Annotated in this window: 19 protein-coding genes; 9 read left to right on the top strand and 10 right to left on the bottom strand. The window is 69.7% G+C overall.

The features are described 5' to 3' along the window. Nucleotides 1-86: 86 nt before the first annotated feature. From AB0M01_RS02285 to AB0M01_RS02275, 3 genes are all read right to left on the bottom strand, one after another. A complete protein-coding gene (locus tag AB0M01_RS02285; RefSeq protein ID WP_363665040.1) occupies nucleotides 87-281 on the bottom strand; it encodes a hypothetical protein in 195 nt (64 codons plus the stop codon). Nucleotides 282-625: 344 nt separating this feature from the next. Further along, nucleotides 626-1,399 carry an ABC transporter permease gene (locus tag AB0M01_RS02280; RefSeq protein WP_363665038.1) on the bottom strand — a complete coding sequence of 258 codons (774 nt, stop codon included), beginning with the start codon at nucleotides 1,397-1,399 and terminating at the stop codon, nucleotides 626-628. Next, on the bottom strand, nucleotides 1,396-2,307 hold the full coding sequence (locus tag AB0M01_RS02275) for an ATP-binding cassette domain-containing protein (protein ID WP_363665037.1): 912 nt from the start codon (nucleotides 2,305-2,307) through the stop codon (nucleotides 1,396-1,398). The genes AB0M01_RS02280 and AB0M01_RS02275 overlap by 4 nt, the downstream gene beginning before the upstream one ends. Before the next feature lie 81 nt (nucleotides 2,308-2,388). On the opposite strand from AB0M01_RS02275, the gene AB0M01_RS02270 reads away from it, so the two are divergent. Continuing rightward, entirely contained in the window at nucleotides 2,389-3,123 is a 735-nt protein-coding gene (locus tag AB0M01_RS02270; RefSeq protein ID WP_363666188.1) for a TetR/AcrR family transcriptional regulator, read from the top strand. On the opposite strand, the gene AB0M01_RS02265 is transcribed toward AB0M01_RS02270, so the two are convergent. Beyond that, nucleotides 3,120-3,746, bottom strand: coding sequence for a nucleoside/nucleotide kinase family protein (locus AB0M01_RS02265; protein ID WP_363665036.1), 627 nt, complete (start codon nucleotides 3,744-3,746; stop codon nucleotides 3,120-3,122). The two genes, AB0M01_RS02270 and AB0M01_RS02265, sit on opposite strands and share 4 nt — an antisense overlap. 145 nt (nucleotides 3,747-3,891) lie before the next feature. Here AB0M01_RS02265 and AB0M01_RS02260 point away from each other — a divergent pair, with 145 nt between their 5' ends. Next, nucleotides 3,892-5,061 carry a peptidoglycan bridge formation glycyltransferase FemA/FemB family protein gene (locus AB0M01_RS02260; protein WP_363665035.1) on the top strand — a complete coding sequence of 390 codons (1,170 nt, stop codon included), beginning with the start codon at nucleotides 3,892-3,894 and terminating at the stop codon, nucleotides 5,059-5,061. On the opposite strand, the gene AB0M01_RS02255 is transcribed toward AB0M01_RS02260, so the two are convergent. Next, nucleotides 5,046-5,483, bottom strand: a complete 438-nt coding sequence (locus tag AB0M01_RS02255; RefSeq protein ID WP_363665034.1) for an NUDIX hydrolase — start codon at nucleotides 5,481-5,483, stop codon at nucleotides 5,046-5,048. The two genes, AB0M01_RS02260 and AB0M01_RS02255, sit on opposite strands and share 16 nt — an antisense overlap. A gap of 4 nt (nucleotides 5,484-5,487) precedes the next feature. Beyond that, nucleotides 5,488-6,876: an FAD-dependent monooxygenase gene (locus tag AB0M01_RS02250; protein ID WP_363665033.1), complete on the bottom strand. Its 1,389-nt coding sequence runs from the start codon at nucleotides 6,874-6,876 to the stop codon at nucleotides 5,488-5,490. 88 nt (nucleotides 6,877-6,964) lie between these two features. On the opposite strand from AB0M01_RS02250, the gene AB0M01_RS02245 reads away from it, so the two are divergent. Next, nucleotides 6,965-7,567, top strand: coding sequence for a TetR/AcrR family transcriptional regulator (locus tag AB0M01_RS02245; protein WP_363665032.1), 603 nt, complete (start codon nucleotides 6,965-6,967; stop codon nucleotides 7,565-7,567). On the opposite strand, the gene ligD is transcribed toward AB0M01_RS02245, so the two are convergent. From ligD to AB0M01_RS02230, 3 genes are all read right to left on the bottom strand, one after another. Continuing rightward, entirely contained in the window at nucleotides 7,568-8,575 is a 1,008-nt protein-coding gene (gene ligD, locus AB0M01_RS02240; protein ID WP_363665031.1) for a non-homologous end-joining DNA ligase, read from the bottom strand. It abuts the gene before it with no gap. 891 nt (nucleotides 8,576-9,466) lie between these two features. Continuing rightward, nucleotides 9,467-10,576: a branched-chain amino acid aminotransferase gene (locus tag AB0M01_RS02235; protein ID WP_363665030.1), complete on the bottom strand. Its 1,110-nt coding sequence runs from the start codon at nucleotides 10,574-10,576 to the stop codon at nucleotides 9,467-9,469. A gap of 37 nt (nucleotides 10,577-10,613) precedes the next feature. Next, complete coding sequence (locus tag AB0M01_RS02230; protein WP_363665029.1) at nucleotides 10,614-12,017, bottom strand: helix-turn-helix domain-containing protein; 1,404 nt, start codon at nucleotides 12,015-12,017, stop codon at nucleotides 10,614-10,616. A 620-nt stretch (nucleotides 12,018-12,637) separates the two neighbouring features. Between AB0M01_RS02230 and AB0M01_RS02225 the strand changes: the two genes are divergently transcribed. From AB0M01_RS02225 to AB0M01_RS02215, 3 genes are read left to right on the top strand one after another with little or no spacing between them, the layout of a single operon-like run. Continuing rightward, the gene (locus tag AB0M01_RS02225) at nucleotides 12,638-13,414 is read left to right on the top strand and encodes a helix-turn-helix transcriptional regulator (protein ID WP_363665028.1); all 777 of its coding nucleotides are present in this window, start codon (nucleotides 12,638-12,640) and stop codon (nucleotides 13,412-13,414) included. Between the two features lie 58 nt (nucleotides 13,415-13,472). Beyond that, nucleotides 13,473-14,705 (top strand): MFS transporter, encoded by a 1,233-nt coding sequence (locus AB0M01_RS02220; protein WP_363665027.1) that lies wholly within the window; start codon nucleotides 13,473-13,475, stop codon nucleotides 14,703-14,705. A gap of 4 nt (nucleotides 14,706-14,709) precedes the next feature. Next, nucleotides 14,710-15,192, top strand: a complete 483-nt coding sequence (locus AB0M01_RS02215; RefSeq protein WP_363665026.1) for a helix-turn-helix domain-containing protein — start codon at nucleotides 14,710-14,712, stop codon at nucleotides 15,190-15,192. Between the two features lie 48 nt (nucleotides 15,193-15,240). Here AB0M01_RS02215 and AB0M01_RS02210 read toward each other — a convergent pair whose 3' ends face one another. Further along, complete coding sequence (locus AB0M01_RS02210) at nucleotides 15,241-18,249, bottom strand: S8 family serine peptidase (protein WP_363665025.1); 3,009 nt, start codon at nucleotides 18,247-18,249, stop codon at nucleotides 15,241-15,243. A gap of 174 nt (nucleotides 18,250-18,423) precedes the next feature. Between AB0M01_RS02210 and AB0M01_RS02205 the strand changes: the two genes are divergently transcribed. From AB0M01_RS02205 to AB0M01_RS02195, 3 genes are all read left to right on the top strand, one after another. Next, nucleotides 18,424-20,187, top strand: a complete 1,764-nt coding sequence (locus AB0M01_RS02205) for a glycoside hydrolase family 18 protein (RefSeq protein ID WP_363665024.1) — start codon at nucleotides 18,424-18,426, stop codon at nucleotides 20,185-20,187. A 79-nt stretch (nucleotides 20,188-20,266) separates the two neighbouring features. After that, on the top strand, nucleotides 20,267-21,928 hold the full coding sequence (locus AB0M01_RS02200) for an FAD-dependent oxidoreductase (RefSeq protein ID WP_363665023.1): 1,662 nt from the start codon (nucleotides 20,267-20,269) through the stop codon (nucleotides 21,926-21,928). Between the two features lie 16 nt (nucleotides 21,929-21,944). Beyond that, nucleotides 21,945-23,411 carry an ATP-binding protein gene (locus AB0M01_RS02195; RefSeq protein WP_363665022.1) on the top strand — a complete coding sequence of 489 codons (1,467 nt, stop codon included), beginning with the start codon at nucleotides 21,945-21,947 and terminating at the stop codon, nucleotides 23,409-23,411. The last annotated feature ends 1 nt before the right edge of the window (nucleotide 23,412 follow it).

Genomic DNA, 23,412 nt, shown 5'->3' with positions numbered 1-23,412 from the left:
CCGTACGCCGGGGCGCAGCTCCCCGAGCCGCGGTGCACCCGGTCCCTGCCCCGGGTGCACCGCCCCGCCCCACCCGCTTCGCGCCCTCACGCGGCGGCCCGGGCCCGGTTCTGCTCGGCCCACACCGTCCGCCGCAGCTTCGCCTTGTCCGGGTACCCGGCGGCCTGCCCGATCACGTACACGTCGTGACTCCGCATGTTCACCATCGCCGCCACGTACCAGACCGGGTTCCCCTCGGCCAGCATGCTGACGATCATCTGGTTGGCGCTGTTCCCGTTCATGCTGACCCTCTCCCTTGGTTTCTCGCTCTTACTGGTACGTCGGACCAGAACTCCCGAAATCGACATCGGGGGAGGAGAATCTTCGAGCGGGGCCGGACAACGCTGCTCGTCGTCGGACAAGGCGAACCTCCGGACCTCCAGGTCAAACGTTGTCAAGGCAAACATCGACCGTTGGGCGCACCGATCGACCGCTCAGCGGACAGGGTTACGAGAATCGCCGTCTCGATTCCGGTCTGACCCTGCGGAGGCGATAGATTCGAGGTTCCCCCCACGTGTGGAGGTCCCACTCCCCCCGGGACCCGCACGGGCGAGTGCCCCGATCCAAGGTCGGGGCACTCGTTTTTTCAGCTGCTGCCGCGGCGCCGGTAGAGCAGCGACGCGAACGTCACGGAGAAGACCAGCAGCCCGCCGCACCATGCGAGCGCGATCCAGCCGCTGCTGCCCAGCGGCGTACCGGTCAGGAAGCTGCGCACGGTCTCGATCACCGGCGTGATCGGCTGGTGCTCGCTGATCGGGCGGAGCCAGCCCGGCATCGTCTCGGGCTGCACGAACGCGCTGCTCAGGTAGGGCAGGAACAGCATGAAGAAGCTCAGCGTGCTCGCCGACTCGACCGTCTTCGCGATCACCCCGAGCCCGGCCGCGAGCCACGACAGCGCGATCACGTACAGCGCGAGCAGGCCGATCGCGCCCAGCCACTCCAGCGGCGTCGCGTTCGGCCGGAAACCCATCGCCAGCGCGGCCAGGAGCACGATCGCGGTCGACGCCGCGTTCCGGACGACGCTCGCGGTGACGTGCCCGGTCAGCACCGCGAAGCTGCGCACCGGCAACGATCGGAGCCGGTCGATCATGCCCTTGGTCATGTCGTCGGCGACCGCCATCGCGGTGTTCGACGCGCCGTACCCGGTGGTCAGCAGCAGGATCCCGGGCACCACGTAGTTGATGTACGCCGTACCGGTCTCGATCGCGCCGCCGAACACGTAGACGAACAGCATCATCATCAGCAACGGCAGCAGGATCGAGACGAACAGTGTGTCCACGTTGCGGCGGCTGAGCCGGATGCTGCGGTCGATCATCGTCGCGGTGTCGCTCAGCGCGGCCGCGAACCCCTCGTGGCTCATGCGGACTCCTTGGCGGTCAGGGTGAGGAACACGTCGTCGAGCGTCGGCCGGTGCGACGAGACGCGCGTGGGTTGCAGTCCCTGCGCGCGCAGATCGTCCAGTACGGCGTGCAGGTGCGCGGCTGTCCCGTCCGACGGCAGATTCACCAGTACGCCGTCCGCGAGGCCGTTCAGCGCCTGCGCCGTCTTCTGCGCGTCGACCGGGTCGGTGAAGTAGAGCTCGATCCGCTCGCCGCCGACCTGGCTCTTGAGCGCGTCCGCGGTCCCGGCCGCGGTGATCCGGCCGCGGTCGAGCAGCACGATCCGGTCGGCCAGGCGGTCGGCCTCCTCGAGGTACTGGGTGGTGAGCAGGATCGTCGTCCCGTCCCGGACCAGCTCGCCGATCGCCTCCCACATGGTCAGCCGGCTGGCCGGGTCGAGCCCGGTGGTCGGCTCGTCCAGGAAGATCACCCGCGGCCGGCCGATCAGGCTCATCGCGAGATCGAGGCGGCGGCGCATGCCGCCGGAGTACGTCTTCACCCGGCGGTCCATCGCGTCGGTGAGGCCGAAGCGTTCGAGCAGGTCTCGGGTCCGCTGCCTCGCCTGGTCGCGGCCGAGGTGCATCAAGCGGCCGACCATGACGAGGTTCTCGCGCCCGGTCTGGTTGTCGTCGACCGCGGCGTACTGCCCGGTCAGGCTGATCACGCCGCGGACCTTGGGCGCCGCGTGCACCACGTCGTACCCGGCGATGGACGCGGTGCCGGAGGTCGGACGGGTGAGCGTGGTCAGGATCCGCACGGTGGTGGTCTTGCCGGCGCCGTTCGGGCCGAGCAGGGCGAGCACTTCGCCCTCTTCTACGGCCAGGTCGACACCGCTCAACACCTCGGTACTGCCGTACCTCTTGGTCAGGCCGCTGGCCTCGACGATCATGATCCTCCCCTTACTGCGTATCGTCTACGCTAATTAGCGTAGCAGGTACGCAGTAGTCGTTTCTAGACTGGCGAGGTGGAGATGAGCGAGCTGCCCGCGGACGTCGTCCTGATGTGGGGGCTGAAGGACACCGCGAGGCGCGGCCCGAAACCGTCGCTGACCGTCGACGACATCACCCAGGCCGCGATCGAGCTCGCCGACGCCGAGGGCCTGGCCGCGGTCTCGATGGCCCGCGTCGCCGAACGCCTCGGCAACTCGACGATGGCGCTCTACCGGCACGTGAAGAGCAAGGACGACCTGCTCACCCTGATGTCGGACGCCGCCCTCGAACACCCCGAACCGATGCCGGAAGGCATCGACTGGCGCACCGGCCTGACCTTCTGGGCCGACAACGTCCTCACGGTCACCCGCCAGCACACGTGGTACTCCCAACTCACCCTGTCAGGCCCACCCACCGGCCCGAAGAACCTGGCCTGGTTCGACTCAGCGCTGTCCGTTCTGGCCGACACCGGTCTGTCGGAGGAAGGCAAGGTTGGCGTGGTGATGGGCCTGCTCACCTACGTCCACGGCCAGATCCGCCTGTCCCTGGACCTCGCCGCAGGCTTCGCCGACAAGCCCGAACTCTTCAGCCGCTACGGCGCAGTCCTGAAGGCCGTCGTCGATCCCCAGCGTCTCCCGGCGCTGGCGCGAGTCCTCGCCGCTGGCGTTTTTGACACCGAGATCACTTACGAAGAGTCCGACAACGAGGACTTCGACTTCGGGCTGCAGCTGTATCTGGACGGCGTCGCGGGTTTCATCGAGCGCACCTGCGGCTAGAGGTGAAGGACCGCGTCCGCCGACGGCTTGGTGGCGGCGATCAGCTTCGCGTTCTGCTCGTCCGAGCCGAACGTACGCGCGTGCGCTTCCTCAGGTGAGCGCCCGAAGCGGCGATGGCGTGCTTCGAGCCGGCTGTGGCGGACAGCGTCGGGCAGGTCGATGTACCAGACCTCGTCGATCAGCCCGCGCCCGGCGGCCCACGGATCGTCGGGGAGGAGCAGGTAGTTGCCTTCGGTGACGACCAGGTCGATCTCGGGAGTGACGCCGATGCTGGCGGCGATCGAGTCCTCGAGGGAGCGGTCGAAGCGGGGTGCCCAGACGGTGCCGTCGCGGTTCTTCAGGCGCTGGAGGAGGGCGACGAAGCCGGCGGCGTCGAAGGTGTGGGGAGCGCCTTTGACGTCGGCCAGGCCGAGTGACTCCAGCGCCGACTGCGCGAGGTGGAAGCCGTCCATGGGGACCAGGGCGACGTTCAACCCGTCGGCGCTCAGGTCTGCGACCAGCTGTTCGGCGTACGTCGACTTGCCGGCCGCGGGCGCGCCGGTGATACCGAGGATCGCCCGCTCGGGCGAGGCGGCCAGCTCGGCGGCGCGATGGCGGGCGGCGAGCGGGTCGAGGGAGCGCATCCCCAGATCCTAGATCCGGCCGCCGGGCTCGCGTGGATTTTGCGCAACGAGTTGAGCTGTGACACTCCGGTTCGGTCCGGGCGTCGTACAAGGCAGAGGCGGACAGAACGTTTTCGGGCGGTCGTTACGTCTTTGTCTACAAGGGATGCCGATCACGCCGACCCGGAGGTGCGCTGTGCTCGCCACGACGCTGAGGCCAACTCGACAAGCCCGGCTGACAGTCGGAGCTATCGACGCCGCGACGTACCTTGCCGCCGGTGACCTGTACGGCGGCCGGAGCTTTCTGCAGAACCCGTCCTGGGCGCAGGTCAAGCCCGACTGGCGCCCGGAGCTGCTCGCGTGGCGCGACGCCGACGGCGAGATCGTCGGTACGGCGCTGGTGCTGCACCGCGGCGTTCCCGGCGTACGGCGGTCGTTCGCGTACCTGCCGGAAGGCCCGGACATCGACTGGACCGACCCGGCGCTCGATCGTTGGCTGACGCCGCTGATCGAGCATCTCGTCGAGGGCGGCGCGTTCGCCGTACGGCTCGGTCCGCCGCCGGCGCTGCGGCGGTGGAAGGCTGCGACGCTGAAGACCGCAGCTGGTCCGTCGCTGCGGATCGGCGACGTGCTGCCCGATCTCGTCGAGCCGGTCGGGTCGTCGGTGAGCGACCGGTTGCGATCGCTCGGCTGGGCTCGCTGCGAGGACGGCGGCGACGCTCAGCCGCGGTTCGTCTTCCAGGTGCCGCTGCCCTCGCTGGACGGTGTGCTGACCGCGATGAACAGCGAGTGGCAACGAAACCTGAAGAAATCAGTGCGATCCGGCATCGAAACGCGGATAGGTGCCGAGGGCGACTTGCCGGCGTTCTACCAGTTGCTCCAGACAACGGAACGGCGCAACGGCTTCCGGCTCGGGCGGACGCTCGGCTACTACCAGCGCCAGTACCGCGCGCTCAACGCCGAGGCGCCCGGCCGGATGCGGCTGTACCTGGCGTCGTACGAGGGTGAGGTGCTCGCCGCGCACACGATGAACGTGGTCGGGCGCCGGGTCTGGTACCAGACGGGGGCGTCGGCGAGCCATCGTCGCGACGTACGGCCGAGTCACGCGTTGCAGTGGCGGATGATGCAGGACGCGTTCAAGCACGGTGCCGCGTACTACGACATGCGGGGGATCTCGGACTGTCTCGATCCTGGGCGGCGTGAGTACGGGCTGCTGCGGTGGAAGCTCGGGACCGGCGGGGATGTGGTCGAGACGCTGGGGGAGTGGGAGCTGACGCTGCCTGGGGTGGTGAACCAGACGTTGCATCACGCGATGCGGCGTTACCGGGCAAGGTGAGCCTTGATCGCCACGTCGACGATGTCCGCGCGCGGCTCGGCGGCGTCGAGGTCGAGCGGCTTCCACTCCGCGAAGTCCGTGGAGCCGCCGACCTCGAGCGTGCCGAGCGTCCCGCCGGTGATCGTCGCGCGGTAGACGACGCGGACTGACTTGAACGGCAGCGGCCGGTCCGGCTCGCTCGGCGCGGTGAACGAGTGCACGACCAGCGGCTCGTGCAGCACCACGTCGTACCCGGTCTCCTCCCGCACCTCGCGGATCACAGCCTGCTCGACGGTCTCGTCGTACTCCACCCCGCCGCCCGGCAGCGACCAGCACGGTGCATCGCGCTTGGTGCCGTTGAACCAGGTGAGCAGGATCCGGTCGCTGTCGTCGACGATCACCGCGTACGCCGCCAGTCGCGTGTGGTACTCCGTGAAGTGCATCCGGTCATCGTAGGACGGCACCCAGGTAGCCGTCGGGGCGGACGAGCAGCTCGTCACCTTCGTCGGCGTCGTAGTGGAGGAACGCCTCGGAGGAGGCGTACGCGCTGCCGGTCGGGTTGCCCCGGACAACGTCCACGGTGTGCGGGTGGTTGCTCGGAGCATCGGGCGCGAACCGGAGCAGCGTTTCGTGCGGCCCGCGGAACAGCTCGAAGAGCCGTGTCTGCTTGCCCTCGGCATCGACCAGCGGTGAGTCAGGCGCGCGGTCGCCGGTGGTGACCCGCGCCGGGTCGTCCAGGTCCCGGTAGCTGATGTCGAGCTGCTGGGTGTCCCGGCCGCGCTCGTGCGCGCCCTCGTCGCCGTCCTGGTACTTCTTCATGATCCCGGTGCTGATCCCGAGCACCCGCTCGGCGTTGGTCCGCCGCTCGGTCTCGTACGACGCCAGCAGCTCCTCGTTGCCGCTGGCAAGCTTCCAGCCGAGGTTGTACGCGTCCTGGACACCGGTGTTCAGGCCCTGGCCGCCGGTCGGCGGGTGCACGTGCGCGGCGTCGCCGGCCAGGAACACGCGGCCGTCGCGGAACCGCTCGGCGAGCCGGATGTTCGGCCGCCAGATCGTCGACCAGGTCAGGTCGCGGAGCTTGGCGACGCCTGGCCCGGCGTACCGGTCGACGAGCTCCTGCAGGGTCTCCAGGGTCGGGTCGAGCTGGTCGTCGTCGAGCGGTGTCCCGAACTGGAACTGGTCACCGCCGGACAGCGGGGTCATGATCACACCGGACATCGGGTTGGTGCCCTGAGCGAACCAGTAGCCGAAGTCGTGGTCGAGCCCGTCGGCCGCGACGTCGCCGAGCAGCATCCGGATCGACTCGTCGGTGACTCCGGTGAACGGGATGCCGAGCGCCTTGCGGACCGTGCTGCGGCCGCCGTCGGCGCCGACCAGGTAGTCGACGGTCACGGTCTCACCGGTGGACAGCGTCGCTGTTACTCGGTCCTCGTCTTGGGTGAAAGTGTCGAGACCGGTACTGAGTTCCACCTGGACGCCGTACTCCGCGAGCTTGGCGCGCAGGATCGCCTCGGTCTTCGACTGGCCGAGCATCAGTGCGTTCGGGTACGGCGAGTCGGCGGTCGGCTCGACGATCGGTGCCATCCGGCGCTCCTGCACGAACTGTCCGTCGATCACCACCTTCATGGCCGGCGCCGGGATGCCCTGCGCGAGGACCTCGTCGAGCACGCCGAGGTCCTCGAACACCTCCAGCGTCCGCGGCTGCAGACCGTCGCCGCGGGAGCCCTCGAAGTAGCTGGTGGCCTGGTCGACCACGCGGACGGCGATCCCGCGCCGAGCCAGGTCGATGCCCAGCGTTAGTCCGGTCGGTCCGGCGCCGGCGATCAGTACGTTCATGTCCTTCTCCGCTTCGCTGAATTATGATTCACTGAATCTGAATTCAGTGTGCGCGTCGCTAGTGTTCGCTGTCAAGGAGGTGGTCGGGATGCTGACGGGCAGCCGCAAGGAGAAGGCGGCCGGGACCGAGGCCGCGCTGAAGCAGGCCGCGCGCGAGGTGTTCGCCGAGCGCGGGTACCTGAACACGAAGATCACCGACATCACCGCGGCGGCCGGTCGCGCGACCGGCTCGTTCTACAACCACTTCGCGAGCAAGGAGGAGCTGCTCGAAGCGCTCCTGACCGACATGCTCGCGGAGGCCGACACCGCCGTACTGGACGATGCGGAGCACTCAGCCGACTTCAGCGACCGGGCGGCGATCCGGTGGCACGTCGCGATGTTCTGGCGGTTCTACCAGGCGCACCTGCCGGAGATGGTCGCGCTGAAGCAGGCGTCGATGGTGGATCCGGTGCTCGGCCGCCGGCTGCGGCAGATCATGGCCGACGACGACGCCCACATGGTCGAGCACTTCGCCCACCTGCCGAACCCACCGGCCGATCCGACGCATCACATCTCGGCGATGAATGCCCTGATGGAGGGCTTCGCGTACCAGTGGCTGGTCGTCAATGCAGCTGACGGGCGCACGATCGCCGAGGACGAGGCGGTCGATCTACTGACCGACCTCCTGCACCACGGCTTGGCCGGCAGCTGATCACTCCTCCGGCGGCGGGGGCTCCTCAGCGCCTTCCCGCTCGTCCCGGTCGGCCCACTCCAGCAGCGTGTCCAGCGTGTACGGGTTGTCGTCGATCGTCGCGTGCAGATCCCCGAGCTCCGCGAACCGCGCCGGCACCGTCGCGATCGTGAACTCCCGCGGCTCCACGTCGTCCACCTCGTCCCACCGAATGGGCGTCGAGACGGTCCCCTCAGGATTCCCCCGCACCGAGTAGGCAGCAGCGATCGTGTGATCCCGCGCATTCTGATTGAAGTCCACGAACAACTTCTTCGGGTCGCGATCCTTCCGCCACCACGTCGTCGTCACATCCTCCGGCGCCCGCCGCTCCACCTCCCGCGCGAACGCGAGCGCGGCACGCCGTACATCAGAGAAGCCATGCTCAGGCTTGATCCGCACATACACATGCATCCCCGACCCGCCCGACGTCTTCGGGTACCCGTCCGCCCCCAGCTCGGCCAACAGCTCCCGCGTCACGTTCGCCACCTTGCGCACCCGATCGAACGGGCACTCCGGCATCGGATCCAGATCGATCCGCCACTCGTCCGGCTTCTCGGTGTCAGCCCGCCGGCTGTTCCACGGATGGAACTCGACGGTCGACATCTGCACCGCCCAAGCAACATGCGCGACCTCGGTCACGCACAGCTCGTCCGCCGTCCGGTTGTACCGCGGAAACGTCACCCGCACGGTCTCCATCCACTCCGGAGCCCCGTGCGGCAGCCGCTTCTGATGCACCTTCTCCCCGGCCACCCCGTCCGGAAACCGATGCAACATACAAGGCCGCTCCCGCAACGCCCGCACGATCCCGTCCCCGACCGCCAGGTAGTACTTCACCAGATCGAGCTTGGTCTCACCCCGCGCCGGAAAGTACACCCGATCCGGATTGGAGATCCGGACAATCCGCTCCCCAACCTCGAGCTCGACCGCCGGCGACTTGCTCTTCTTCGCAGCCTTCTCCCCACCCGTGGGCCCCGCCGAGGACTCAGCCATACCGCCAACCTAACCGCCCCGGGGGACATCCAGCACTCACCAACCCGTCACAACCCACCCCGTCGCCGCGATCCCAGGCGGCAGCGTCCGGTCAGGCGCCGGGTTACTGAGTGCTGCACGTCCGCCCGCACCACCGACATGTACCACCGTCCACACCCGGCTGATCGATCGACACCCACCACTGAACAACCACCGCCGACCAGCCACCTGCCCGCTCAGCCGCACCGAAATTCCAGCCCACAGCTCGCTTGATCAGTGCTGCACGTCGACACCGGCCACCCCTGGCGGCCCGCCCGCGGACTCGGGGGTGAGCGGCGGGTGAGCGGGTGGGCGGTCCCGCGGAGGCGAGTGGCGAGTGCGGCAGTCAGCCCGCCGGCCGATCCGGCGATCACGCGGCCAGGCGATTTGCCTCGACTCGGCTACCCCGCGATCGCGCCGCCTCCGCTGGCCCCCTCGTCGGCCGACGCCCACCACCGTCCAACCCTCGCCAACCCGCTATCCGCCCGCTCAAGCTCCACGGAGATCGAAGCCCGCGCCTCACTTGGTGGGTGCTGCACGTCGACCCACCCCGCGCGCCGCGGCCTGAGTCAGGGAAGGAGGCTTCGCCGAACGCCTGGCAGTTGCCGACTTGGGCTGAGGGGGAAGTCGACTGGTGCCGCGGAGGCGAGAAGACCGCCGACGAGGCGTTCCGGCAGTTCGTTGAGCGAGAGCAGCGTGGCAGGGAAGCTCCGACGGTACGGCTGGGCGTCGGCGGATCGGCCGACACCCACCACTGACCAACGCCTTCCGATCCGCCACTCGCCCGCTCAGCCGCACCGGAGTTTCGGGTCCACGGCCCGCTTGATCAGTGCTGCATGTCGACCCGACCTGCGGCGACGTCCAGCCAGGCCGTCAGACCAAACGCGTGAGCCAGCCGTGGTCATCGGGGATTCGGCCGTACTGGAGGTTGAGGAGGGTCTTGCGGAGAGTCGCAGTGATCGGGCCCACGCCGTGGTTGACCGTTGGGTCGCCGATCGTGAGGTTGCCCTCGGGCCAGGCGACGCGGCCGATGGGGGTGATGACGGCGGCGGTGCCGGAGGCGAAGACCTCGGTGATGTCGCCGGAGCGGACGCCGTCGCGCCACTCGTCGGCGGAGACGCGGCGTTCGACGACGGTGTGGCCGAGGTCGCGGGCCAGGTCGATGACCGACGTACGGGTGACGCCTTCGAGGATCGAGCCGGACAACTCAGGGGTGACGATCGTGCCGTCGGAGTGGACGAAGAACAGGTTCATGCTGCCGATCTCCTCCAGCCAGCGGCGTTCGACCGCGTCGACGAAGGCGACCTGGTCGCAGCCGTTCGCCACGGCCTCGGCGAGGGCGGCGAGGCTGGCGGCGTAGTTGCCGCCGCACTTGGCCGCGCCCGTGCCGCCGGGAGTCGCGCGGATGGAGGAGGTGGTCAGCCAGATCGACACGGGCTTCGGGCCGGTCTCGAAGTACGCGCCGGCTGGGGAGGCGATGACGCCGAACAGCACCTCGTTGGCCGGGCGCACACTCAGCGCCGCCTCGGTAGCGATCATGTACGGCCGCAGGTACAGGCTGCTCTCACCGGATTCGCTGGCCGGCACCCAGGCCTCGTCGACGGTCAGCAGCGCGCGCAGCGCCGCGATGAAGTCCTGCTCCTCGACCTGCGGCAGCGCTAGCCGCCGGGCACTCCGCCGGAAGCGCGCCGCGTTCAGTTCGGGCCGGAACGACCAGACCGACCCGTCCTCGTGCCGGTACGCCTTGAGCCCTTCGAAGATCTCCTGCGCGTAGTGCAGCACAGCGGCGGCCGGGCTCACCTGCAGCGGCGCGTACGCCGTCACCCGCTGGTCGAACCAGCCGCGGTCGGCCGACCAGTTCGCCAGCACCATGTGGTCGGTGAACGCCTGGCCGAACCCGGGCTTGTCCAGCACCGCCGTCCGCGCCGCCGCACTCGCCGGGTCGCTCCGCAGCTCCAGCTGGAACTCCCACACGTCTGTCATCGCCACTCCATGCTCCGCCGTTGTCACCCTCGGCACGCTACCCCTGCCTGTCCCCACTGCTCGACCCGCTGCCCACACTCCGACCCGCAAACGGCCGCCGCCGCAGGAGCTCGCGGTAGTCCCGCACTGCGGGCCTGGTGAGCTCTTTCCCTTGTACGGCGGCCAGCACGCGGCCGCCCGCGTCGTACAACCCCGGGCTGTGCCACTGGTCCTCCAGCTCGACCAGAGTCCGCATCGCCATCGCCAACCCGGTCGAGACGTCGCCGTCCAGCACCAGGCACTCCGCCAGCATCAGCCGAAGCTCAGCCGTCTCACGCCGCCGCTCAGCCGGGCAGAGCCCGAGCGCCTCGTCCAGCGCGATGTACGCCGACGCTGTGTCGCGCAGAGCCGTGTGGACGAAGCTCTCGATGCTGGACGGCTCGTACGCCGCCCAGCCGAACACCGAGCCGCTGCGGTCGACCCCGCCCGGCAGCAGGCGCACCGCCTGCCGGGCCTCCTCCGGCCGCCCGAGGATCGCCAGCAGGCGAGCCTGCGCGGCCAGAGCACGCGCCTGGTCCTGGGGCCGCTCGGCCAGGGTGAGTGCGTCGACCGCCAGCTCCAGCAGCTCGCTACCGGCGGACGAGCCCGCGCGGAGTGGCTCGCCTTCAGGCGGGCTCACCTGCCGCGGGTCGGCTCCGGCGGCGGTGTGGCCCTGCAGGTTGGCGCCGGTGGTTTCGGTCGTGGTGCTGATGACCTGCCAGCTCCTGGTCTGGCTGGCGATCCAACGCGCGTCGGCACTGTCGGCGGTCGCACGAGCGGTCCGCCACCAGCGCCCGGCGGCGCGGGGTCGGCCGAGGGCCGTGAGCGTGAGGGCGACCAGTACGGCGAGCTCGGCGGCGGGGACCGCGAGCTCGGCGGCCGCGCTCCGGTGCAGGAGATCGAGGTCGGCGGTCAGCTCCGGCAGGAGGTCGGCCGGTGGTGTGATGCCGAGATCGGTCGCGTAGGTGGCGGTCACGCGGGCCCACTCGGCGCTGTCCGGGGACTGGCCGAACGCTCCCGCCATGCTGTGCCGCACAGCCTCCAGCAGGTCCGCTCCGGACGAGGTGGCGAAGCCGGCCGGGCGAGCTGTGCCTGCTGGCGTCCCGGGCGCGGTGGGGAGTCCACCTGCGCCTGGCCCGGGCGCGGTGGGGACACGGCCTGCGCCCGGCCCGGGCGCGGTGGCGGGTGGACTTTCGGCTGGGTGGAGCTGGTGGAAGGCCTGGGTGAGGCTGCCGGCTGCCGCCAGCTCGCGGTCGCAGAGGGTGGCCAGGTCGGCGGAGCCCGGGCGGCGGCCTCGTTCTACCTGGGACAGGTAGCTGTGGTCGTAGCCGACTCGGGTTGCCAGTTGGCGGAGGCTCAGGGCTGCTGCCTGGCGGCACCTCCTGAGCTGTACGCCGAACGGTTCCAGTGCTGTGTCGGCCACAGGTCCTCCCCCCACTGCGTACGCACGGTGGTTGCGGTGCGTGTCTGGGACGTTACAAGGGCCTACCGACAGAAAGGGGTTGTTGCTGGGGGCTGTGGGCTGTTTCGGGAGCCCACAGATCACACCTGGTGGGGCGAGAGGGCTGTGGAGATGCTGGTGGTGTGGACCGGCAAGAGATCACACAGCGGGGGCCGCGGGCCTTCTGGCTGGTGCGGTCTGACGGTGGGGCGGTGGCGGAGGGCGTGCTGTGGGGAGATGGGGTGGTGGCGGTCAGGTGGTGCGGGCAGGGAACCGCTGTGTCGGTCTGGTCGGGTGGGCTGGATGCGTTGCTGGCCGGCCACGGCCAGGACACGAGCAGCACCGAGGTGCGCTGGAGTGAACCAGCAGGAGAAGAGACCGGTTCGCATTGGCCGCGCGCGATCGAACCAGTGGTCGACCGCCCGCCCGACCGCCCGCCGCCCTACCTTCCGGCACCAACCCCCGACGGCCGCTGCGTCCGTTGCGACGGCCTCTGGCCGTGTCTCGACTGTGGGTTCTGACGAGACAACGGTGTCAGCAGTCCGAGCGGTCGGTTTACTCTGAGCTGTCAAGAACGGATCGTGCACGAAATAGGAGCGTGGGTGGTGCAGGAGCAGATGGAGGGGCCGCCGCCGGTTCGCACCGATCCGTTGGACGAGCTCGACGAGCAGCTGGCCCGGCTGCGCAGCGTGGCGGACGAGTTGCGGGGCTCGCGGGGCAAGCCGGTGCTCACCGGCAATCAGGTGGAGCTGATCGAGGACGGCCCGACACTGCTGCGCGCGTACGAGCAGCTGCAGGAGGACGCCGTCCGCGAGGTTCGCGTGCTCGACCGGCCGCCGTACGTGACGCCGCCGTCGACTCAGCAGGCGCTGGAGCTCGAGCGGCTGCAAGCGGGGATCGGCTACCGGGCGATCTACGGCACCGAGGTCTTCGAGAGCGAGGACATCATGGGTGTTCTCCCCGAGCTGCAGGCGGCGGGGGAGCGCAGCCGGGTGCTCGCGCAGATCCCGCTGAAGATGGCGGTCGGCGACGACGACACCGCGCTGATCGGGCTGACCAAGCGGTCACCGTCCGAGCAGCATCTGCTGATCCGTTCGTCCGGTCTGCTCGACGGGCTGATCGCGACCTTCGAGATGCTCTGGGCGCTGGCGATCCCGATGCCGGCGTTGCCGTTCGACGGCGACTTCCACGGACTGCGGCCGCACGACCGCGACATCCTGCTGCTGCTCGCCGGCGGCGCGACCGACGACATGATCAGCCGCCGGCTGCGGATCAGTCCGCGCACCACCCAGCGCCGCGTCCGCGCGCTGATGGAGTCGCTCGGCGCCCAGACCCGCTTCCAAGCAGGGGTTCAGGCCGCCCGCCGCCGCTGGATCTAGTGACGCAGATCACCTCCAAACCTGGATAGCATTTTGCTACCGAGGTGTTCAAGAGAACATGACCACTCTCGAACTCCCCGCCACCGGAATCGCCGAACGCTGGAAAACCCGGCCCCTGAGCCGCCGAGCCAGCTTCTGGACCGCCGCCGCAGTAGCCGCCGTCAGCCTCTGGACCAGCGCTGCCCCCACCACTGCGTACCCGCTCTACGCCAAGACCTGGCACCTGACCCCGACCGCCACCACCGCGATCTTCGCCGTCTACCCGGTCGTCCTGGTCGCGTTCCTGCTCGTCTTCGGCCAGCTCTCCGACTACATCGGCCGCCGCGCCACCATGCTGTACGGCGTCGGCGCGATGCTCGCCGGAGTGCTGCTCTTCGCGGTCGCCCCCTCGGTCGGCTGGGTGTACGCCGGCCGCGCGCTGATGGGCGCCGGCGTCGGCATGGCCCTGACCGCGGCCACCGCCGCAGCCGTCGAGTTCAGCGCCGAAGGCAAGGCGTCCCGCGCCTCGTCGGTCGTCACCGCCGCGACCGCGGCCGGCCTGGCGCTCGCCACGATCGTCGGCGGCGGCCTGATCCAGTACGCGCCGCTCCCGCTGCACCTCGACTTCTGGGTCCTGCTCGCGGTGATCGTCGGCCTGCTCGGCTTCGTCTGGCGGCTGCCCAGGCACACCCGCGACGAGAGCCGTGGCAAGTGGCGCCCGCGCCCGATCTCCGTCCCGCAGGGCATCCGCACCCTGTACGCCGGTGCCGCCGCGGCGGTCACCACGGCGTACGCGTTCGGCTCGGTCTTCCTGGCCCTCGGCGCGCAGATCGCCCAGCAGCTGATCGGCACCAAGAACATCTTCACCATCGGCCTGATCCTGTCGATCACGTCGGTGATGATCGGCCTGACCGCGATCCTCGCGCGCCGCTTCCCGCCCCGCCGCCTGGTCCTGGTCGGCGCCGTCATCACGCTCGCGAGCCTGGCCCTGCTCGAGTACGCCGCCAACGCGCACTCGCTGCCCGTCTTCCTCGCCACCACCGGCCTGGCCGGGATCGCGTACGGCCTGCTGTTCTCCGGCGGCCTCGGCCTGATCAACTCCCAGGCGCCGGCCCACCACCGCGGCGGAACCATCGCCGCCGTCTACCTGGTCGCCTACGTGCTGCAGGGCGCGATCGCGCTGGTGCTCGGTATCGTGGCCACCGCCTCGGGCCTGAGCGTCGCGCTGCTGCTCGGCACGATCGTGATCGGCACGCTGGCCCTGCTCGTGGTCACCGTCGCCGGCGTCGTACCAGCGCTGCAAAGGAGCTGAAGAGATGAGCCCGCAGACCAAGGACCGCCCCGTCCCGAACTGCTCGATCGCCCGCGCGGTCGACATCGTCGGCGACCGCTGGGCCTTCCTGATCGTGCGGGAGGCGCAGTTCGGGTCGACCCGGTTCGCGGAGTTCCGGCAGGTGCTGGGGATCGCGCCGAACATCCTGACCAGCCGGCTGACCGCGCTGGTCGAGGGCGGCATCCTCGAGAAGCGCGACTACCGCGACGAGGGTGAGCGGGTCCGGTCGTCGTACCACCTGACCGAGGCGGGCGAGGACCTCAAGCTGGTGCTCGCCGCGCTGCAGCAGTGGGGGGACAAGCACGTACCGCGTGCCGACGGGCCCACGGTGCTCCGGCGGGACACGGCCAACGGCGGGCTGGTGTCGGTCGGGTTCGTCGATGAGCGAGGAAATGAAGTGCCGGAGGACGAAGTGGTCTTCGAGCCGGTGCCGGGCGGTCCGTCGGACCGCAGCACCTGGCGCTGAAACAACAACGGGCCCGGCCGCCGAAGCGACCGGGCCCGTTGCCACGTACTAGTTGATCGTCACGACCGTCCCCGCACGGTTCGGGAACTCGACGAACCCGGTCGACCGCTGATCGGTCGGCAGTCCCGCCCACGACGCCGTGATCTGGAACGGCTTACCCGCCGCAGGTGCCTTCGTCGGCGTGACGGCGAGCGAGCTGCCGCCGGTCACCACGTTGGTCTGCATCGTGTACGCCGTGGTGTCGGCGCCCGGCGGGTTGGTCAGGGTGATCGCGAGGACACCCCAGACGCCCGGCTCCGGCGCGGACAGCGTCGCCGAGGCCTGGTTGGATCCGTCGCCCTGGAAGGACAGCGCCTGCATCTGGCCGTTGACGACCTTGTAGAGCACCAGCCAGATGCTGCCGGCCGGGTCGACGGTCTTGATGTTCCACTGCACGGCCTTGGTCGCGGCCGTGACGGTGACCGGGTAGTTCGGCAGGTCGGCGTCGGCCGAGCCGGCCGGGACGTCACCGGCGACGGCCGGTGCGGAGACCACGCCGTACGCCTTGACCGGCATCCCCGACGTTCCGGCGGTCGCCTCGAACGACGCGCTGCCGGAGGCTCCGGAGCCCTTCACCTCGACCGGGGCGATCGCCGACGTCGGCTTCACGACGATCGGGCTGCGGACCGAGGTCCCGGCGCCCGACCAGGTCAGCCAGCCAGTGGTGGAGACGTTCGACAGGCCGCTGTCCAGGGTCAGCTTGACCGTGAAGGACTTGGTCTGGCCGGCCTGCAGGTTCAGGATCGACGGCGTGACGACGGCCTTCATGCCCGGCACCGAGACGGTCGCCCGGTACAGGCCACCGGTCACCGCGGTCACCCGGCGGGTGATGGTCTGGGTGCCGACCAGCTGGCCGACCGCGATCGACGGCGCGTTGTAGTTGCTCGGGGCAATGGCCGGTACGCCGGTCCCGGTGCTCACGCCGGAGCCCTCCAGGTAGCCGAGCCAGTCGGCGTCACCGGAGTCGTAGACCAGGCCGGGGGACAGCATCTTCGCCGGCTGGACCTCACCGGCGCCGCGGGCGAACGGGTCGTCGTTGACCGAGCCGTCGGCGTTCTTGACGTCGCTGGTGGTGGTCATCAGCGCCGACTTGACCATCATCGGCGTCCAGTCCGGGTGCTTGGCCAGGTAGAGCGCGGCCAGGCCGGCGATGTGCGGTGCGGCCATCGACGTACCGGAGTAGAAGGCGAAGCTGTGCCCGTCGTTCGACGGCGGGGCGACGGCGGCGAGCACGTTCACGCCCGGGGCCGCGATGTCCGGCTTGAGCAGGTTGCCGTTGCTGGACAGCGACGGGCCGCGCGACGAGAAGTCCGCGATCTGCGGGTACGCCGTCTTGACCGACGTCTGGTTGCCGAGCACGAACTGCGCGGTGGCGCCCGCCGTACCGGCGTAGGCCTTGACCGACAGCGAGCCCGGGGTGTTCAGGTGGATGGTCGGGACCGAGTGCGAGTCGGCGACCATGTCCTGGTTGGTCAGGTTGAGCAGGACCATGGCGATGCCGCCGGCCCGCTTGACCTCGGCCGACTTGTCGACACGGGCGCCGACGCCGCGGTCGCAGACCACGATCTTGCCGGCGACCTTCGCGGAGTCGAGCGTGTTCGGCAGGCACTGCGAGCCGTCGTAGTCCGAGGCGGCCTCGACGCGACCGGCCGCGCCGGTGACCAGCGGCTTGCCGGCGATCGAGCCGGCCAGGCTGGTGCTGAGCCCGGCGTACTTCTCACCGTTGCCCAGGACAACGGTCGACTCGTACGGCGCGACGGTGCTGGCCGCGACCGTGGTCACCCATGGCGAGGTGTTGTCCAGCGTCGACTCGTACGGGCCGGAGTTGCCGCCCGCGGCGGAGACGAAGATGCCGGCCGACGCGGCGGACAGGAAGGCCAGCTGGACCGGGTCGACGTGCGAGGACTCGAACTGCGAGCCGACCGAGTAGTTGATCACGTCGACGCCGTCGGCGACGGCCTGGTCGATCGCGGCCAGGATGTCGGAGGTGTAACCACCCGAGCCGACGTCGTCCTTGCCGGTCCAGAGCGCCTTGTAGACGGCGATCTTGGCGGCCGGTGCGACCCCGGAGATGGTGCCGAAGTTGATGCCGCTCTCGGCGACGTCGACGCCGGCCCGCCCGGCCGCGGTGGTCGCGGTGTGGGTGCCGTGGCCGCCGCCGTCGCGCGGGGAGGCCCAGTCGTCGCGGGCCTCGGGCGGCGTCGCGCCGAGCCAGCCGTCGCCGAAGAACCTGGCGCTGATCAGCTTGGTGTTGCACAGGTCGGTGGTGAAGTTCTCGCCGGCCTGGCAGGACCCGGTGAAGTCGTTGCCGTCGGCCTTGTGCATCACGATGCTGTCGCCGGAGCGGTACGGCTTGTACGGGTCGGCCTCGGAGGGCTTGCTGCCGAGCTTCGGGCCGGAGACCGACGCGCTCTCGGGCCAGATGCCGGTGTCGACGACGCCGACCACGACGCCCTTGCCGGCCTCGGCGTTGCCACCGAGTGCCTTCCAGACGCCGGCGTTGCCGGACAGCTTGAGGAAGTCGGCGGGCTTCTTGTCGTCCAGCGTCTTGTGCAGCTGGTCCGGCGTCACCGCCAGTACGCCGGGCGTCTTCGCGAGGGCCGCGGCCTGCCGGCCGGTGAGGTCGGCCCGGAACGCGTTGATCGCCGTGGTGTAGTGCCGGCTGGCGGTCGCGCCGACCTTGGCGGCGACCTGGTTGTGGCGGCCCTGCAGGTAGGTGCCGTAGCGCTTGGCGTCGGTCGTGGCCGGGTCGACCTTCTTGCCCTTGGCGGGCTTGGTCGCCTTCAGGCCGGCGACACCACCGGCGTACGTCGCCAGCGGCTTGTCGGCCAGCGTCACGACGTACTTGCCGGGAGCGAACTTCGGCAGCTGGAGCTTGCTGGACAGGTTGTCGGGCTGGGGTGTGCCGACGGCCGGCTCGGTCAGCGCCGCGTTGCCGGCGGGTGCCGCGAACGCGGTCAGGCTGAGGACGGCGGCCGCGATCAAGGCGGTTCGTCGTCGCAGGGACAGGTGGTTCACGCAAGGCCTCCAAGGGTGCGGCTTGGTCGGCGAGATCCTGCCAACCTTGCTCGGCCGGCACACGGTTTTGGCTGCATCCAGCCACTGACGGGAAACCGCCAGTGACGCGGCGGCGTCGGGAATCCGACAGGACGGCGTCTTGACGAAGACTTTTGAAGATTCTCTACTTATCTCATGCGCAGCCGACTCTTCCTCGCCCTCGTCCTGATCGGGGTGGTCGCTGTCGCGTCCCCTGCGCAGGCCGCCAACATCCTGACCAACCCCGGCTTCGAGACCGGTTCGCTGAGCGGCTGGAACTGCTCCGGCGGCTCGGTGGTCTCCAGCCCGGTCCGCACCGGCAGCCACGCGCTGCAGGGCGGTGTGACCAGCTCCGACTTCGGCCAGTGCAGCCAGACGGTCGCCGTACAGCCCAGTACGGCGTACACGCTGTCGGCGTGGGTGCGTGGCTCCTACGTCTACCTGGGCGTGACCGGCGGCGCCTCCACCTGGACGCCGTCGGCCGGCAGCTACACGCAGCTGACGGTCTCGTTCACCACTACCGCGTCGCAGACGTCGGCGCAGATCTACCTGCACGGCTGGTACGGGCAACCGGCGTACCAGGCGGACGACGTGAGCCTGGACGGACCTGGTGGCAACCCGCCGACCCAGGGGGCGCCGAGCGTTCCTGGTACGCCGTCGGTCACCGGGACGACCGGCAGCTCGATCGGGCTGAGCTGGGGAGCCTCCACCGGGACAGTGACGGGCTACCGGGTCTACGACGGCTCAACTGTGGTCAAGACGGTCACGGGCACCAGTACGACGGTTGACGGCCTCAGCGCCTGCACCAGCCACAGCTACTCGGTGGCGGCGTACAACGCGCAGGGGGAGTCGGCCAAGAGTGGTGTGGTGAGTGCAGCGACCAGCGGCTGCACCAGCACCGGGCTGCCGAAGCACGCGCTGATCGGCTACCTGCATGCCAGCTTCGCCAACGGCTCCGGCTACGTGCGGATGGCCGACATCTCGTCGCAGTGGAACATCATCAACCTGTCGTTCGGCGAGCCGACCTCGGTGACGTCGGGCGACATCCGGTTCAACCGCTGCCCGGTCGCGGAGTGCCCGAACGTCGAGAGCGACGCGGACTTCCTGGCCGCGATCAAGGCCAAGCAGGCCGCCGGCAAGAAGGTGCTGCTCTCGATCGGCGGCCAGAACGGCCAGGTCCAGCTGACCACGACGGCCGCCCGCGACGCGTTCGTCAGTTCGGTCGGCTCGATCATCGACCGCTGGGGCCTGGACGGCCTCGACGTCGACTTCGAGGGCCACTCGCTCTACCTGAACCCCGGTGACACCAACTTCCGCAGCCCGACCACCCCGGTCGTGGTGAACCTGATCTCGGCGCTGAAGACCCTCAAGGCCCGGTACGGCGCCAAGTTCGTGCTGACGATGGCCCCGGAGACCTTCTTCGTCCAGGTCGGCTACCAGTTCTACGGCGGCAACGGGACCGGCGACAACCGGACCGGCTCCTACCTGCCGGTCATCCACGCGCTGCGCGACGCGCTGACCGTGCTGCACGTCCAGGACTACAACTCGGGTCCGGTGATGGGTCTCGACAACCAGTACCACAACATGGGCGGCGCCGACTTCCACATCGCGATGACCGACATGATCAAGGCCGGCTTCCCGGTCTCGACCACCGGCCAGACCTTCCCGGGCCTGCGCGAGGACCAGATCGCCTTCGGCCTCCCGGCCGCCGTCAGCGCCGGGAACGGCCACACCGCCCCCGCGGCCGTTCACCAGGCGCTGGACTGCCTGGTCAAGGGCCAGAACTGCGGCGGCTACACGCTCCGCGGCGGCGCCAGCCCGGCGTTCCGGGGCCTGATGACGTGGTCGATCAACTGGGACAAGTACTACAACTGGGAGTTCCAGAACAGCCACGCGCCGTACCTCGCCGCCCTGCCCTGACCTGGGCGAATGCCCGGCCGCCCGTCCGCCTGTGGATGAATCGCTCCCACCGGCGGGCGGGCGCTGGTATGAAAGAGGCATGACAGCGTCGACTTCCCGCCCGGTGATCATCACCGTGGACGACGACCCCGGGGTGTCCCGATCGATCGCCCGTGACCTGCGCCGCCGGTACGGCGAGGAGCACCGGATCGTCCGGGCCGAGACCGGTATGCAGGCCCTGGAGGCGCTGCGCGAGCTCAAGCTGCGCGGCGAGCCGGTCGCGCTGCTGCTGGCCGACTACCGGATGCCGCAGATGACCGGGATCGAGTTCCTGGAGCAGGCGATGGACCTGTTCCCGCTCGCCCGCCGGGTGCTGCTGACGGCGTACGCCGACACCGACGCCGCGATCCAGGCGATCAACGTGGTCGACCTCGACCACTACCTGCTCAAGCCGTGGAACCCGCCGGAGGAGAAGCTCTACCCGGTCGTCGACTCGATGCTGGAGCTGTGGAAGACGACCCCGGAGCCGTCCAGCGACGAGACCCGGGTGATCGGCCACCGCTGGTCCGCGCCGTCGTTCGCGGCCCGCGACTTCCTGGCCCGCAACGCCGTGCCCTACCGCTGGTACGGCGTGGACGACGACGAGAGCAAGCGGCTGCTCGACGCCGCCGGTGTCGACGGCGCCACCCTGCCGGTGGTGATCACGCCGGACGGCACGGTCATGGTCGCGCCGAGCGAGGCTGATCTGGCAGCGAAGGTCGGGCTGTCCACCTCGCCGGCCGAGGCCTTCTACGATTTGGTCGTGGTCGGCGGTGGACCCGCCGGGCTCGGTGCTGCCGTGTACGGCGCCAGCGAAGGGCTGCGGACGGTGCTGGTCGAGCAGCTGGCGACCGGTGGCCAGGCCGGCCAGTCCAGCCGGATCGAGAACTACCTGGGCTTCCCGGACGGCGTCTCCGGTGCGCAGCTGACCGACCGGGCCCGGCGGCAGGCGGTGCGCTTCGGCGCCGAGCTGCTGACGGCCCGCCAGGTCGTCGAGCTGGACACCACCGGCTCGGCCCGGCGGCTGAAGTTCTCCGACGGCAGCGAGATCTCCGCGCACTCGGTGATCCTGGCGACCGGCGTCTCGTACCGGACGCTGCAGGCGCCCGGCGTCGAGGAGCTGTGCGGCCGCGGCATCTACTACGGCTCGGCGACCACCGAGGGCCCGAGCTGCGCCGGCCAGGAGGTCTACATCATCGGCGGCGCGAACTCCGCCGGTCAGGCCGCGGTCTACTTCGCGAGCCATGCCAAGCGCGTGCATATGCTGGTGAGAGGCGCTTCGCTCGAAGCGACCATGTCGTCGTACCTGATCAACCAGATCGAGGCGATCGACAACATCGAGGTGCACACCTGCACGCAGGTGGTGTCCTGCAAGGGCTCCGACCACCTCGAGGTGCTGACCCTGCAGAACAGTGCGACCGGAGAGACGCGGGAGGTGGACTCGGAGTGGCTGTTCGTGTTCATCGGCGCCGCACCGCGGACGGACTGGCTGCCGGGCGATCTGCTGCGCGACGACCGCGGCTTCGTGCTGACCGGTCCGGACCTGCACGGCAAGCCGCCGGGCTGGGCGCTGGAGCGGGAGCCGTACCACCTGGAGACCTCGATGCCGGGCGTCTTCGCGGCCGGCGACGTCCGGGCCGAGTCGGTCAAGCGGGTCGCCTCGGCGGTCGGCGACGGCGCGATGGCCGTCACCCTGGTGCACCGATACCTGGAGATGCTGTGAAGAAGGAGGCGGTTCGATGAGCGCCGAGGCAGTTCCGGAGTCGCAGCGGATCAGCATCGACGAGCTGCGCACGCTGTTCCTGTTCGAGAGCCTGACCGACGAGCAGCTCAGCTGGCTGGCGCGCGAGGGCACCGTCGAGTCGTACGAGGACGGCATCGTCTTCAGCGAGGGCGACGAGGCCGTCTGCTGCTACATCCTGCTCACCGGTGGGCTGCGGATGTGCAAGCTGTCGCACGGTGAAGAGGTCGAGATCAACCGCAGCACCCAGCGCGGTGTGTACGCCGGTGCCGTGACCGCGTTCCTCGGCGCCGACGAGCGCAAGTCGTACAACGCGACGATGCGGGTGCTGGAGCCGTCGACGTTCTTCGTGATCACCGCCGAGACGATGGCCACGATGATGAACCAGTGGTTCCCGATGGCGGTGCACCTGATCGACGGGTTCGTCCAGGGCATGCGGCGGACCAACGAGACGATGGGCGAGCGCGAGCGGCTGCTGGCCCTCGGCTCGCTCTCGGCCGGGCTGACGCACGAGCTGAACAACCCGGCGGCGGCCGCCGTACGGGCGTCGGCGACGCTGCGGCAGCGGGTCGCCGGGATGCGCGCCAAGCTGGCGATGCTTGCCGACGGCACCTTGGACGCGACCAAGCTGCACAAGATCGTCGAGCTGCAGGACGACGCGGTCGAGCGACTGGCCAAGACCGTCGGCAAGGAGGTCTCACCGCTCGAGCTGTCCGACGCTGAGGACACCTTGTCCGACTGGCTCGACGACCACGACGTCCACGCCGCCTGGGACGTCGCGCCGGTGCTCGCCGCGGCCGGGCTGGACGTGCCCTGGATGGAGAACGTGCTCACCACGGTCGGCCCGGCGTACCTCGAAGGCGCGGTGCGCTGGCTGATGTACACCATCGACACCGAGTCGCTGATGAACGAGATCGACGACTCCGTCACCCGGATCTCGACCCTGGTCGGCGCCGCCAAGCAGTACTCGCAGATCGACCGGGCGCCGTTCCAGGTGGTCGACCTGCGCGAGCTGCTGAAGTCGACGCTGGTGATGATGTCGGGCAAGCTGCAGGGCATCGAGGTGGTCAAGGAGTTCGACCCCGAGCTGCCCGCGATCCCGGCGTACGCCGCGGAGCTGAACCAGGTCTGGACCAACATCATCGACAACGCCGTCGGCGCGATGAACGGCTCCGGCACCCTCACCCTGCGGACTCGCCGCGACGGTCATTACGCCGTCGTCGAGATCGGCGACACCGGCCCCGGCATCCCCGCCGAGATCAAGCGCCGCATCTTCGAGCCCTTCTTCACCACCAAGCCGATCGGCGAGGGCACCGGCCTCGGCCTCGACATCTCCTGGCGCATCGTGGTCAAGAAGCACCACGGCGACCTCCGGGTGGAGTCGGAGCCGGGCAAGACGGTCTTCAAGATCGTCCTCCCACTCGACCCCCAGCAGGAGATCGAGGCCCAGGCCGACCTGATCTGAA

This window comes from Kribbella sp. NPDC051770, from assembly GCF_040681455.1.
In the GTDB taxonomy this organism is placed as follows: Bacteria; Actinomycetota; Actinomycetes; order Propionibacteriales; family Kribbellaceae; genus Kribbella.
Note: the sequence above shows the minus strand (reverse complement) of the source record. Positions and strands in the feature narration are given on the sequence as shown.

Excerpts from the sequence above, each read along its gene's own strand:
- AB0M01_RS02285 (WP_363665040.1), bottom strand. The coding sequence starts at position 281 with ATGAACGGGAACAGCGCCAACCAGATGATCGTCAGCATGCTGGCCGAG.
- AB0M01_RS02280 (WP_363665038.1), bottom strand. The coding sequence starts at position 1,399 with ATGAGCCACGAGGGGTTCGCGGCCGCGCTGAGCGACACCGCGACGATG.
- AB0M01_RS02275 (WP_363665037.1), bottom strand. The coding sequence starts at position 2,307 with ATGATCGTCGAGGCCAGCGGCCTGACCAAGAGGTACGGCAGTACCGAG.
- AB0M01_RS02270 (WP_363666188.1), top strand. The coding sequence starts at position 2,389 with ATGAGCGAGCTGCCCGCGGACGTCGTCCTGATGTGGGGGCTGAAGGAC.
- AB0M01_RS02265 (WP_363665036.1), bottom strand. The coding sequence starts at position 3,746 with ATGCGCTCCCTCGACCCGCTCGCCGCCCGCCATCGCGCCGCCGAGCTG.
- AB0M01_RS02260 (WP_363665035.1), top strand. The coding sequence starts at position 3,892 with ATGCCGATCACGCCGACCCGGAGGTGCGCTGTGCTCGCCACGACGCTG.
- AB0M01_RS02255 (WP_363665034.1), bottom strand. The coding sequence starts at position 5,483 with ATGCACTTCACGGAGTACCACACGCGACTGGCGGCGTACGCGGTGATC.
- AB0M01_RS02250 (WP_363665033.1), bottom strand. The coding sequence starts at position 6,876 with ATGAACGTACTGATCGCCGGCGCCGGACCGACCGGACTAACGCTGGGC.
- AB0M01_RS02245 (WP_363665032.1), top strand. The coding sequence starts at position 6,965 with ATGCTGACGGGCAGCCGCAAGGAGAAGGCGGCCGGGACCGAGGCCGCG.
- ligD (WP_363665031.1), bottom strand. The coding sequence starts at position 8,575 with ATGGCTGAGTCCTCGGCGGGGCCCACGGGTGGGGAGAAGGCTGCGAAG.
- AB0M01_RS02235 (WP_363665030.1), bottom strand. The coding sequence starts at position 10,576 with ATGACAGACGTGTGGGAGTTCCAGCTGGAGCTGCGGAGCGACCCGGCG.
- AB0M01_RS02220 (WP_363665027.1), top strand. The coding sequence starts at position 13,473 with ATGACCACTCTCGAACTCCCCGCCACCGGAATCGCCGAACGCTGGAAA.
- AB0M01_RS02215 (WP_363665026.1), top strand. The coding sequence starts at position 14,710 with ATGAGCCCGCAGACCAAGGACCGCCCCGTCCCGAACTGCTCGATCGCC.
- AB0M01_RS02205 (WP_363665024.1), top strand. The coding sequence starts at position 18,424 with ATGCGCAGCCGACTCTTCCTCGCCCTCGTCCTGATCGGGGTGGTCGCT.
- AB0M01_RS02200 (WP_363665023.1), top strand. The coding sequence starts at position 20,267 with ATGACAGCGTCGACTTCCCGCCCGGTGATCATCACCGTGGACGACGAC.
- AB0M01_RS02195 (WP_363665022.1), top strand. The coding sequence starts at position 21,945 with ATGAGCGCCGAGGCAGTTCCGGAGTCGCAGCGGATCAGCATCGACGAG.